The organism is Kitasatospora sp. NPDC034023 (assembly GCF_055575795.1).
In genome coordinates this window covers 19,883-32,268 of the sequence record NZ_JBVIRY010000015.1, presented here as the reverse complement: position 1 = coordinate 32,268, position 12,386 = coordinate 19,883, and the positions used below count along the sequence as shown (strand labels likewise).

Sequence of the window (12,386 nt, the reverse complement as noted above, 5' to 3'; positions counted from 1 at the left end):
GAGGACCCCGCACAGTCCTCGATCGTCCCCGGTGCCCGACGACAGCTCCGGGCTGCGGTGCCGCATGGGTTGAGGGTCCCGTGTCGGCGCCGTGGCCCGTAGTGCTTTCCGGCTGCCGGCCGTCCCCCGAACCATGTTCCGCCGCTCAGCGGACCGGCCCCCGTCCACAGCCTGTGGACGGGGGCCGGTCGCGCTCGGGCCCGCCCCGAGCCCCTCGGCTCGGAGGCGAGCGGCCGAGTAACCCCCTGCTACCGCGTCTCGGTGACCTTGGCCAGGGCGCGTGGGGCGTCCGGGTCCTGGCCGCGGGCGATGGTGACCTCGTAGGCCAGCAGCTGCAGCGGCAGGATCTCCAGGATCGGCTGCACCTCCTCGGGCACGCCGGCCGGCAGCGCGAAGCCCGCCGAGGCGGCGTCGACCTGCGCCTGCTGGCCGACCACCACCAGGTCCGCGCCGCGGCCGCGCAGGCGGTCCAGCACGGGCTGGAGTGCCTCCCCGCCCTTGCCGTCCGGGACGATCGCGATGACCGGCGAGACGTTGTCCACCATGGCCAGCGGGCCGTGCAGCAGGTCCGCGCCGGAGAACGGGCTGGCCGGGATGTAGGTGGTCTCCATCAGCTTCAGCGCGGCCTCGCGGGCGGTCGGGTAGCCGTAGCCGCGCGAGGTGATGACCAGGCGCTGGGCGAAGCGGTAGCGCTCGGCCAGCGCCTTCACCTCGGCCCGCCGGGCCAGCACCCCGGCGGCCAGGCCCGGCAGTTCCTTGGCGGCCGAGTCTCCCCCGGCGTTCGGCCGGGGGTGTCCCCAGGCCTCCGCGAGGCCCTCGACCAGCAGGTAGAGCGACAGCAGCTCGGCGGTGTAGGTCTTGGTGGCTGGCAGTGCCTTCTCCGGGCCGGCCAGCACGTCGATGTGGAACTCGGAGACCTCGGCCAGCGGCGAGGAGGCGTTGTTGGTGACCGCGAGGGTGATGGCGCCGGCCTCGCGGGCGGCCTTGGTGGAGGCCACCAGGTCCGGCGAACCACCGGACTGGCTGACGGTGATCACCAGAACGTCGGTGAGGTCGGGCTTGGCGCCGTACGCGGTCGTGGTGGACATCGAGGTCAGGCCGGCCGGCTTGCCGAGCAGGATCTCGACCAGGTACTTGGCGTACAGCGCGGCGTTGTCGGACGTGCCGCGCGCGGTGAGCAGGACGAAGCGCGGGTTGCGGGTGGCGATCTCGGCCGCGATCTCGCGGATCTTCGGGGCGCCCTCGTCGAGGATGCGCTGGAGGACGGCCGGCTGCTCGGCCATCTCCGCCGCCATGATCCGGCCGGGGACGGAAACAGTCTGCGGGTCGGACATCTGGGTCTGCCTCCGATGAGATGGTTCGACCCCGCCCGGGCGGCTGCCCGACGGGGGACCTCTACGGCGGCGAGTCCGCACACTCGCTGCGGTTCTTCGTGCCCCGCAATCCTACGGGCGCGCCTGTCCCGGGGCACCTCCCGGTGCCCCGGCGCACGCGGGTCAGGACGCCTTGTTGATCAGCTGGTCGATCGCGGCGTCGGCCTCCTTGGTGGCCTGGTCCACCGACTTGCCCTTGAGGATCGCGGTCAGCATGTCGGGGATGATCTTCTGCTTCTCGACCGCGCCCCAGCCGGGGGCCAGCGGGGTGAACCAGGCGTCCGGGACGGCGTTGGCCGCGGCGGCGGCGGACGGCTTGTTCTTCAGCTGGTTCAGCTGGGTGAGGTTGTTCGGCAGGATGTCCTTGTCGGCCAGCGCCTGCTCGGACTTGGTGCTGGTGAACATCCGGACCCAGTCGGTCGCCAGCGCCACCGACGGGGACTTGGCGGTGACGGCGAGGTCGGAGCCGCCGATGAAGGTCGGCAGCGGCTTGCCGTCCGGGCCGGGCATGGTGGCCACCTTGACGGCGTCCTTGAGGCTCGCGTCGCCGGTGACCGGCGCGGTGACGCCGGCCGCCTCGTAGCCGTTGCCGTAGAAGGAGGCGGCGTGTCCGCGGGCCATCGCCTCGTACTGGTTCTGCTCGTTCACCGTCAGGTCGCCCTTGTTGTACCGGCGCACCAGGTCGGCGAAGTGGCCGATGCCCTCCTGGGACTTCGGGTCGTGCAGGGTGCCGTGCCAGTTGCCGGCGCTGTCGAACTTGGCGATGCTGCCGCCGGACGCGGCCACGTAGCTCATCGCCGCGTACCAGTACGGGCCGGGCAGGTAGAGCGGGGAGAAGGTCCTGTCCGCCTTGTTCTTGTCCGCGATCTTGTCCAGGGCGGCCAGCAGTTCGGGCTCGGTCTTCGGGAACTCGGGGTTGCCGGTGGCCTGTTGGAAGGCCGTGGAGTTGTAGATGGCGACCCGGGAGCCGGCGTAGTAGGGCACGCACCAGAGCTTGTCCTGGTAGGTGCAGGTGTTGGCGAGCGCCTTGATCCAGCTGTCGGCGTTCTCGAAGGTGGTCCGGTCCACCGGGGCCAGTGCGCCGGACAGCACGTACTTCATGGTCTCGGTGTTGCCCAGCTCGACGACGTCGGGGGCGCTGCCCTCGGCGATGGCCTTGTCCAGCTTGGTGACCTTGTCCGCCCAGCCCTGGTACGCGAGCTTGAGGGTGACCTTCGGGTACTTCGCGGCGAACTCGTCGTTGACCCGCTGGACGAGGTCGGGCCAGTTCTTCTGGGCGTCGTCCATCAGCCAGACGGTGACGATGCCGGTGGCCGCCTTCGGGTCGGCGGCGGCGCTCCTGCCGTCGCCCGACGGTGAGCCCGACGAGGAACAGGCCGTCAGGCCCGCCGCCAGTGCCATGGTCCCGAGCGCCGAGACGAGCTGACGCTTCTTCACGCCGTCCTCCGAGGGTGTTCTAGAGCAAGTGATGCCCGCCGGCAGCGTGAGGGGCGCCCGCAGCGGAGAGTCCGGGCAGGGGGCGGCGACGTGCTTGGGGGTGGGCCGATACCACATCCGGCGAGGTTGAAACTCGAACCGGATGCTTGGACTCTGGCCTAGACCACTGGTGGTGTCAACGGCCAAAAGCCTTTGTCACCACGGCCGTTGCAGAGCCGTTGTAGCTTGTGGCACCCAGTCGCAGCACCATCACCCTAGGTAGGACTTAAGGTGGATTTAAGGCCCACTTGAGGGAACACGGTCACCCCGCGAATCCGCAGGTCGACGCCGGGAAAACGGAACGGGCCCGCCATGCGACATGCGCATGACGGGCCCGTCGGCTGACGCCTTCCCGGACCCGGCCGGTGGCGTCCTGCCGGTCGGTTCAGCCGACCGCTCCCGGCTGCCCGGTGAGGACCTCCACCGCCGCCAGCCCGCAGACCCGGGCGGCGCCGTGGGTGGCGATGTAGAGCGCGCCGACCGGCTCGGACTGCGGCAGCCCCATCTCGACCACGGCGGCGTCCGGGCGGGCCGCCACCAGGCGGCTCAGCACGGCGGACATCCACGGGTAGCGGTGCGCGTCCCGGACCACCAGCACCAGGCGGCGCCCCTCGGCGCCGGCCACCAGCTCGTCGACCAGGGCGTCCAGCAGCTCCGGGGTCGCCTCGGCGGCCGACACCGCGCGGGTGCGGGTGCCGGGGAAGCGGTCGGCGAGCATGCCGGCCACGCCCCACGGGGTGACGTCGCCGACGGCGATGTTCGGCTCGTCCGAGAACGAGGCCACGTACGGGCGCTCGCTCACCGGAGGCGTCACCAGGCCCGGCGCCCGGACCACCTTCAGCGCCCGGCGCGCGGCCCGCAGGCCGACCGCCAGGTCCGGCTCCGGCCGCTCGCCCTGGGCCGAGATCCGGCCCCAGCTGCCCAGCGCCCGGACCCGCGCGGCGGCGTCCGCCAGCCGCTCCTCACCGAGCCTGCCGGCCCGCACGCCCGCCACGATGGCGTCGCGCAGCATCAGCACGGTCTCCTCGTCGGCCAGCCCGCCGCCGACGCAGATCGCGTCCGCACCGGCCGCCAGGGCCAGCACGGTGCCCTCGCCCATCCCGAAGGTGTCGGCGATCGCGCCCATCTCGATCGCGTCGCTGACGATCAGGCCCTGGTAGCCGAGGCCGCCCTCGGCCGGGGCGGCGCGCAGCAGGTCGCGCAGCACGGTCGGGCTCAGGGTGGCCGGCAGCTTCGGGTCCAGCGCCGGGATCATGATGTGGGCGGTCATCACGGCCTTGGTGCCGGCCGCGATCGCCGCCTGGAACGGGATCAGGTCACGGGCCCGCAGCACGTCCAGGTCGACGTCGATGACCGGCAGGCCGTGGTGCGAGTCCACCGCGGTGTCGCCGTGGCCGGGGAAGTGCTTGGAGCAGGCGGCCACGCCGGCCGACTGCAGGCCCTCGACCCAGGCAGCGGTGTGCCGCGCGCACAGCTCGGGGTCGGCGCCGAAGGAGCGGACGCCGATGACCGGGTTGCGCGGGTTGGAGTTGACGTCCGCGGTGGGCGCCCAGTTGTAGTTGACGCCGGCCGCGGCCAGCGCCCGGCCGAGCTCGCGGGCGACGTCCCGGGTCAGCGCCGGGTCGTCGATCGCGCCGAGCGCGAGGTTGCCGGGCCAGGACGAGCCGGAGCCCGCCTCCAGCCGGGTGACGTCGCCGCTCTCCTCGTCGATGGCGATCAGCAGGTCGGGGTTCTCGGCGCGCAGCGTCCGGGTGAGCGCGGACAGCTGGTCGAGGTCGACCACGTTGCGGTCGAACAGCGCGACCGAGCCCAGCCCGGCGGCGAGGTGGCGCAGCAGCCACCGCGGCGGCTCGGCGCCGACGAAGCCGGGCTGCAGGACGGTCAGGGCGTCGCGGTGCAGCTGGTCGCTGTCCGGGGCGGTGGGTACGAGGATGCTCACGGTGGCTCAGCCCTTCACGGCGCCGTCGGTCAGACCGCCGACCGCCTTGCGCTGCAGGAAGACGAACAGGATCAGCACGGGGACGGCGAACATCGTGGAGGCCGCCATGGTGGCGCCCCAGTCGTTGCCGAAGGCGGTCTTGAAGGACGACAGCCACAGCGGGAGGGTCTTGCCCTGCTCCTTGTTCAGCCACAGGACGAGCGGGAACTCGTTCCACGCCGTGATGAAGCCGAACAGCGAGGTGGACATCAGGCCCGGGGCCAGCAGCGGGAAGATCACCTTCGTGAAGGCCTGGGTGCGGGTGCAGCCGTCCACCATCGCCGACTCCTCCAGCTCCTTCGGCACCGCGGCGATGAATCCGCGCAGCGTCCAGATGGTGAAGGGCAGGATCATCATCATGTAGAAGAGCGTCAGCGGCAGCAGGCTGTTCAGCATGTCGTTGTCGCGGGAGATGATGTAGGCGCCGATGGTCATGACCTCCCAGGGGGCCATCTGCGCGAGCATGATGACCAGCACGAAGGTCTTGCGGCCGCGGAACTTCATCCGGGCGATGGCGAAGGACGCCAGGGTCGCGATCACCAGCGAGATCAGCACCGCGCCGACGGTGACGGTGACGCTGTTGGTGACGTACGTCCAGAAGTCCGGCGCGTTCACCGCGGTGGTGAAGTGGTCGAACGTCCCGTCGAAGGGGATGAAGACCGGCGTCTTGCTGATGACGTCGCGGTCCTGCTTGAACGCGGTCGCGATCATCCAGTAGACGGGGAAGATGAAGAAGACGATGAGGACGACCGCGATCACGTTCGGCCAGGTACGTCCGAAGAGAGAGCGCCTCACAGCTCGTCCTCCTGCTTGATCATGATGCGGAAGTAGTAGGCCATCAGGACGCCCAGCATCAGGATGGTGAGCACCGCGATCGCGGCGCCGACGCCGTAGTGCTGGCTGCCCTGGCCCTCCAGGAAGGCGTGCACGGGAAGGGTCCGGGTGAGCTTCTCGGGGCCGCCGCCGTTGATCGCGTAGATCTGGGTGAAGGACTTGAACACCCAGATGACCTCCAGGAAGGTCGTGGCCAGGAAGAACGGCTTCAGGTTGGGGAAGATCACCGAGCTGAAGATCTTGCCGGAGCCGGCGCCGTCCATCCGGGCCGCCTCGTAGAGCTCCTTCGGGATGGTGGTCAGACCGGCGTACATGTTGAACGCCACGAAGGGGATCGACTGCCAGACGATCAGCAGGATGACGACGAAGAAGGTCGAGTACTCGTCGCTCATCCAGTTGTAGTCGGCCATCGAGTGCCAACCCAGCTGGTCCAGGAACCAGTTGACGACACCCCACTGGTCGTCGAACAGCCAGGTGTAGACGGTGGTCGCGGCGACCACCGGCATGGCCCAGGCCATCAGCAGCGCGATCGACAGCGCCAGGCGCATCTTCTTGCCGAGGCTGTTGAGCAGCAGGCCGATCAGGGTGCCGCCGAGCATGATGAGCACCACGTTGACCAGGGTGAAGGCGACGGTGCGCCCGGTGACCGACCAGAACTCCGGGTCGGTCAGCTGCTCCTTGTAGTTGTCGAACCCCGTCCACTCGGTGAGGTGCATCACCAGCTGACGCCGGTTGAGGTTCTGGAACGACAGCAGGACGGTCTTCAGCAGCGGCCAGCCCAGCAGGACGATGGTCGCCACGATGGCCGGCAGCAGCAGCAGGTACGGGGCGAAGCGGGCGCCCAGGCCGGGGCCGCCCGCGGATCTGGTGCGCTTCGGCGCGGCGCCCTTGGCCCCGCCGCCGGCGGCACTGGTGTCAATCTCGGCCACAACAGCCTTCCCTGACTCCGGGGACTGTGTCTGCACCCGCTCCGAATGCACAGCCATCGTTCTCACTTCCTCACAACCCGGCCACGACGGACAGGCGCCGCCCACCGGCCCCCCGCCGGGGACCGGTGAGCGACGCCGCTCAAGTGCTTAGTTCTTCTCGTTGAGCCGCTTGGCGATCTCGTCGTCGTACTTCTTGGCGGTGGCCGCGTAGTCGCCGCCCTGCAGGGCCGCGGTCAGGAAGTCCTTGATCGGGTTCGGCTTGTTCTCGACGCTGGCCCAGTTCGGGGTGTTCGGGGTGATCCCGCCGACCGCGGCGGCCGTCTGGGCGGCCTTCGCGAAGTCACCGGTGAGCTGGCTGTTCAGCGCGGCCTTGTTCGGGATGTTGCCGGACGCGGCGACCAGGCCCTCGTTCTTGTCGTTGAGGGCGATCTTCAGGAAGTCCTTCGCCATGTCGGTGTTCTTGCTCTGCGCGGCGATCGCGAGGTTCGAACCGCCGAGGAAGACGCCGGAGGGCTTGTCGGCGGTCTTGCCGGGGAGCGGGAAGAAGCCGATCTTGTCCTTCGGCAGGTCCTTCTCGGCCGGCAGCTCCCAGCCGAGGGCGATCATGGTGCCGACGTTGCCCTTGGCGAAGACGTCCTTCTGCTGCGGGGTGGCCTCGTCCTTGTCCTTCGGACCGGTGGCCGAGTAGCCCTGCAGCTTCTTGTACGTCTCGAAGGCCTTCTGGGCCTCGGGGGACGACAGGCCGCCGACCCACTTGTCGCCGTCCTTCTTGGCGATCTTGCCGCCCTCACCGGTGAGCAGGCCGAAGTAGGTGTACCACTCCTGGCCCGGCAGGTAGATCGGGTCGACGACGCCGTCGGTGGCCTTCAGCTTGTCCAGGTCGGCGTAGAACTCGTCCAGGGTCGTCGGGGCGGCGGTCAGGCCGGCCTTGGTCCACAGGTCCTTGTTGTAGGCGACCACGCGGTTGGAGACCCACCACGGGGCGGCGTACTGCTTGCCGTCCAGGATCGCGGCCTCGTTCTGGTTGGCGGCCCAACCGTCGCCGCCCAGCCCGGCCTTGTCCTTGGTGATGTCGAGCAGGCCCCCGGTGGAGGCGTAGCCGGCGGTCTGGGTGTTGCCGATCTCCAGAACGTCGACCGAGCCCTCGGACAGCGCCGCGGTGACCTTCGGGCCGATGTCGGTCCACTCCTGGGTCTGGAAGTCGACCTTCGAGCCCGGGTAGGTGGTCTCGAACTCGGTCTTGACCGCGTCGGTCCAGCCCTTGGGGGCCGAGCCGGTCATCGTCCACACCTTGAGCGTCTTGCCCTTGTACTTGTCGGCGGCCGAGGACGACGACGAGCTGCTGTCGTTCTTCTTGCCGTCCGAGCCACAAGCCGCGAGACCGACGACCATTGCTGCGACGCCGACCGCCGCGATGAGCTGACGCTTCACGCCATCCTCCTGAGGGATGCCTGGGTTACCCCCGTCGGGTGGCAGCGGCAGACCCACACAAAGCGGGGGAAATGGCGCCGCGGGCCCCGTCGAACGGGTGGGGGGATTCGTAGTGACCGGCCTAGTGGTGTAGACCAGATGCCTGGAGCTTGGCCTAGACCAATGGGCGTGTCAACGGCTGTTCGACCGATCCCGACCACCCGTTATCAAGCCGACACCGCACATCGTTCATCGCGTGATGAGGTATTCGTTCCGTAGCCATACATGCAACGATGTGACCCGTTAACGATGTGGCAGGGTCTGTGAAGGCCCTGCGAGAAGCGGGAGAACAGGTCCGATGAGCAGCGACGGGGGAACCACCGCCCAGGCCGACGACCCCGAGGTGAAGAACCTCCCGACGCAGACCGGCACCGACCCGACCGCGCGCGTCCCCAAGTACTACGGACTCAAGCGCCACCTCCTCCAGCTCACCGAGACCCAGCCGGCCGGCACCCCGGTCCCGCCCGAGCGCGCGCTGGCCGCCCAGTTCGACACCTCGCGCACCACCGTCCGCCAGGCCCTGCAGGAACTGGTCGTCGAAGGGCGACTGGAGCGCATCCAGGGCAAGGGCACCTTCGTCGCCAAGCCCAAGGTCGCCCAGGCGCTGCAGCTCACCTCCTACACCGAGGACATGCGGGCCCAGGGGCTGGAACCCACCTCCCGGCTGATCGAGATCGGCTACATCACCGCCGACGACCGGCTCGCCCCGCTGCTCGACATCAAGCCCGGCGGCCGCGTCCTGCGGATCGAGCGGCTGCGCCTGGCCAACGGCGACCCGATGGCCATCGAGGTCGCCCACCTGTCCGCCAAGCGCTTCCCCGCCCTGCGGCGCAACCTCGCCAAGCACAACTCGCTGTACGCGGCGCTGCGCGAGGTCTACGGGGTCACCGTGGCCGAGGCCGAGGAGACCATCGAGACCACCCTGGCCGACCCGCGCGAGGCCGGGCTGCTCGGCTCCGACCTCGGCCTGCCGATGCTGCAGCTGTCCCGGCACTCCTTCGACGCCGAGGGCAACCCGGTCGAGTGGGTCCGCTCCATCTACCGGGGCGACCGCTACAAGTTCATCACCCGTCTGAAGCGTCCGGAGTAGGCGTTTCGGAGAGGCGTACGGAGCAGGCGCACTCCCCCCTCGCACCACGGGCACCGGCGCGCGCGACCCGCGCGCCGGTGCCTTCTGCATTCCGTGACAGTGCTTTTCGCGTTCCGTACGGGTGCTTTTCCGGGGCCCCGACGGCCGCATGCGTCCGGATGGCGGGAAGTTGCGCCAATCCCGGTGACATGGATCACCCCATGCTCTAGATTGCGCAGCCAATACTGACTGCCGATCACCGATGGTGCTGCTCGGCGGGCTCGCGGGGGCAGGGACGCCACCCGGGCTGCGGCGCCGACGGGGACAACCCTCCGGAGCGGAGCCGAAGTTGCCGTCTGATCCCGATACCTTCGAAGATGTCATGCCCGAGCCAGCCGGGGCACCCGTCCCGGCGGTGACCCCCGAGCGGGTGCTGGCCGGTCTCGCCCTGCTCGTGCCGATCGTGGCGATGCTGTGGGTGTCCTCCTACAACAAGCCCGACCCCGCGGTGGCCGGGGTGCCGTTCTTCTACTGGTACCAGCTGCTCTGGGTGCCGGCGTCGGCCGTCTTCACCGTCGCCGCCTACCTGCTGATCAACCGGGACGAGAAGGCCCGCAAGGCGGCCCGGAAGGGCGGTGCGCGATGAAGGACGTCAACGTGCCGGCCCTCGTGGTCTTCGTGCTGTTCTTCGCCCTGGTCACCGTGATGGGCTTCCTCGCCTCGCGCTGGCGCCGCGCGGGCGACGCGGCGCACCTGGACGAGTGGGGCCTGGGCGGGCGCAGCTTCGGGACCTGGGTGACCTGGTTCCTGCTCGGCGGCGACCTCTACACCGCGTACACCTTCGTCGCCGTCCCGGCCGCGGTGTACGCGAGCGGCTCGGCCGGCTTCTTCGCGGTGCCGTACACGATCATCGCCTACCCGCTGGTCTTCCTCTTCCTGCCCCGGCTCTGGTCGGTCTCCCGGGTGCACGGCTACGTGACCCCGGCCGACTTCGTGCGCGGCCGCTACGGCTCGCGGCCGCTGTCGCTGGTGGTCGCGCTGACCGGGATCCTGGCCACCATGCCGTACATCGCCCTGCAGCTCGTCGGCATCCAGGCGGTGCTGGACGTGCTGGGGGTCGGCGGCGGGGAGAACGCCAACTGGTTCGTCAAGGACCTGCCGCTGTTCATCGCCTTCGGCGTGCTGGCCGCCTACACCTACTCCTCCGGCCTGCGCGCCCCGGCGCTGATCGCCTTCGTCAAGGACGCCCTGGTCTACATCGTGATCATCGTCGCGGTGATCTACATCCCGATCCGGCTGGGCGGCTACGGGCACATCTTCGACGCGGCCGCGCAGCACTTCAAGGAGGCCAAGGCCGGGTCGATGACCGTCCCGGACAACAAGCAGTGGACGTACGCCACGCTGGGCCTCGGCTCGGCGATGGCGCTGTTCATGTACCCGCACTCGGTGACCGGGGTGCTCGCCTCCAAGTCCCGCAACACCGTGCGCCGCAACATGGCGATCATGCCCGCGTACTCGCTGATGCTGGGCCTGCTCGCGCTGCTCGGCTTCATGGCGATCGCGGCGGGCGTCGGCAAGGGCGTCAAGGGCTACAACGCCCAGCTCTCGGTGCCGCAGCTGTTCGCGAACATGTTCCCGGACTGGTTCACCGGCGTGGCCTTCGCCGCGATCGGCATCGGCGCGCTGGTGCCGGCCGCCATCATGTCCATCGCGGCGGCCAACCTGTTCACCCGCAACGTCTACAAGGACTGGTTGAAGCCCTCCGCCACCCCCTCCGACGAGACCCGGGTCGCCAAGCTGGTCTCGCTGCTGGTGAAGGTCGGCGCGCTGGTCTTCGTGCTCGGCATGGACAAGCAGGCCGCGATCAACCTCCAGCTGCTGGGCGGCCTGTGGATCCTGCAGACCTTCGTCGCCATCGTCGGCGGCCTGTTCACCCGCTGGTTCCACCACTGGGCGCTGTTCGCCGGCTGGGCGGCCGGCATGGTCTACGGCACCTGGAAGGCGTACGGGATCGCCAGCCCGGCGACCAAGCACTTCGGCGGCAACTCGGCGGAGATCCCCGGCATCGGCGAGATCGGCTACATCGGTCTGACCGCCTTCGCGCTGAACCTGGTCGTCGCGGTGGCGCTCACCCTGGTGCTGCGGGCCGTCAAGGCACCCGAGGGCCCGGACGAGACCAGGCCGTCCGACTACAGCGCCGAAGCCGGCGACGACGAGCTGAAGAGCGCGCCGGAGCCCGTAGCGGCGCACTGATTCGCGCGGTACGCGCCCTGTGATCGCGCCGCCTTCTCCGTCAACACTGGAGAAGGCGGCGCGATCATATGTATGAACAGGCGTGCACGCCGGGCACCACCAGACCGGACCGGCAACCGGCCGGAACCTGATCGACCACGGGGAGCTCGCGGCCATGGCAGAACTCGGTACCACCCTCAACGGCCAGCACCAGTCCACCCAGAACCAGTCCGCCCAGCACCAGCCCCAGAACCAGCACCAGCACGCCGGCGCCCAGAGCCACCACGTCACCGCCCACCGCCCGGCGACGGCCACCCGGCTGCCGTCCGTGCTGATCGCCACCCGGCACGGCGAGTCCACCGCCAACGTCGAGTTCCAGCTGGCCGAGGCCGCCGGTGCGCTCAGCGTCCCGATCAGCTGCCGCGACGCCGACATCCCGCTGTCCCTGCACGGGCGGCAGCAGGCCCAGGCGCTCGGCCACTGGTGGGCCGCCCTGCCCAGCGCCGACCGCCCCCGCAGCGTCTGGTGCTCGCCGTACGTGCGCACCGCCGAGACCGCGAGAATCGCGCTCGCCCAGGCCGCCGGACTCGGCGCCGTCCCGGTCACGCCGGCCGTCCGCTACGACGAGCGACTGCGCGACCGCGAACTCGGCATCCTCGAGATGCTGCCGAAGGCCGCCATCGAGGCCAAGCACCCGGAGGAGGCGGCCCGGCGGCGCAAGATGGGCGAGCTGTACTACCGGCCGCCCGGCGGCGAGTCCTGGGCCGACGTCGCGCTGCGGGTGCGCAGCCTGCTGCGGGACGTCTGCGAGGAGGAGGCCGGCCGGCCCGTCCTGCTGGTCGCGCACGACTGCACGGTGCTGATGCTCCGCTACGCGCTGGACCGGCTCACCGAGGAGCAGCTCACCGCGCTCGGGCCGGTGCACAACTGCTCCACCAGCCTCTGGCGGGCCCAGGACGGGCGGCTGCGGCCGGACCGCTGGAACACCGTCGACCACCTGACGGTGGAAGCCGGCTGACGCACGG

Annotated in this window: 10 protein-coding genes; 4 read left to right on the top strand and 6 right to left on the bottom strand. The window is 70.0% G+C overall.

Going from position 1 to position 12,386, the window contains the following annotated elements:
• Positions 1–248: 248 nt before the first annotated feature.
• The 6 genes from ACZ52R_RS20565 to ACZ52R_RS20540 all read right to left on the bottom strand — a co-directional run bounded on the left by ACZ52R_RS20565 (position 249) and on the right by ACZ52R_RS20540 (position 8,021).
• Positions 249–1,334, bottom strand: a complete 1,086-nt coding sequence (locus ACZ52R_RS20565; protein WP_360505727.1) for an SIS domain-containing protein — start codon at positions 1,332–1,334, stop codon at positions 249–251.
• Positions 1,335–1,496: 162 nt separating this feature from the next.
• Positions 1,497–2,774, bottom strand: coding sequence for an extracellular solute-binding protein (locus ACZ52R_RS20560; RefSeq protein WP_465753876.1), 1,278 nt, complete (start codon positions 2,772–2,774; stop codon positions 1,497–1,499).
• Between the two features lie 460 nt (positions 2,775–3,234).
• Positions 3,235–4,788 carry a glycoside hydrolase family 3 protein gene (locus tag ACZ52R_RS20555; RefSeq protein WP_465617563.1) on the bottom strand — a complete coding sequence of 518 codons (1,554 nt, stop codon included), beginning with the start codon at positions 4,786–4,788 and terminating at the stop codon, positions 3,235–3,237.
• Positions 4,789–4,794: 6 nt separating this feature from the next.
• The gene (locus tag ACZ52R_RS20550; RefSeq protein ID WP_360505718.1) at positions 4,795–5,622 is read right to left on the bottom strand and encodes a carbohydrate ABC transporter permease; all 828 of its coding nucleotides are present in this window, start codon (positions 5,620–5,622) and stop codon (positions 4,795–4,797) included.
• Entirely contained in the window at positions 5,619–6,647 is a 1,029-nt protein-coding gene (locus ACZ52R_RS20545) for a carbohydrate ABC transporter permease (RefSeq protein ID WP_396287749.1), read from the bottom strand. The genes ACZ52R_RS20550 and ACZ52R_RS20545 overlap by 4 nt, the downstream gene beginning before the upstream one ends.
• A gap of 90 nt (positions 6,648–6,737) precedes the next feature.
• Positions 6,738–8,021, bottom strand: a complete 1,284-nt coding sequence (locus ACZ52R_RS20540; protein WP_360505712.1) for an extracellular solute-binding protein — start codon at positions 8,019–8,021, stop codon at positions 6,738–6,740.
• Positions 8,022–8,358: 337 nt separating this feature from the next.
• Here ACZ52R_RS20540 and ACZ52R_RS20535 point away from each other — a divergent pair, with 337 nt between their 5' ends.
• The 4 genes from ACZ52R_RS20535 to ACZ52R_RS20520 all read left to right on the top strand — a co-directional run bounded on the left by ACZ52R_RS20535 (position 8,359) and on the right by ACZ52R_RS20520 (position 12,379).
• Positions 8,359–9,150 carry a GntR family transcriptional regulator gene (locus ACZ52R_RS20535; RefSeq protein ID WP_360505710.1) on the top strand — a complete coding sequence of 264 codons (792 nt, stop codon included), beginning with the start codon at positions 8,359–8,361 and terminating at the stop codon, positions 9,148–9,150.
• 361 nt (positions 9,151–9,511) lie between these two features.
• A complete protein-coding gene (locus ACZ52R_RS20530; protein ID WP_360505707.1) occupies positions 9,512–9,775 on the top strand; it encodes a DUF3311 domain-containing protein in 264 nt (87 codons plus the stop codon).
• Complete coding sequence (gene mctP, locus ACZ52R_RS20525) at positions 9,772–11,382, top strand: monocarboxylate uptake permease MctP (protein WP_360505705.1); 1,611 nt, start codon at positions 9,772–9,774, stop codon at positions 11,380–11,382. Before ACZ52R_RS20530 ends, mctP begins: the two co-directional genes overlap by 4 nt.
• A gap of 154 nt (positions 11,383–11,536) precedes the next feature.
• Positions 11,537–12,379: a histidine phosphatase family protein gene (locus tag ACZ52R_RS20520; protein ID WP_465617559.1), complete on the top strand. Its 843-nt coding sequence runs from the start codon at positions 11,537–11,539 to the stop codon at positions 12,377–12,379.
• Positions 12,380–12,386 lie beyond the last annotated feature (7 nt).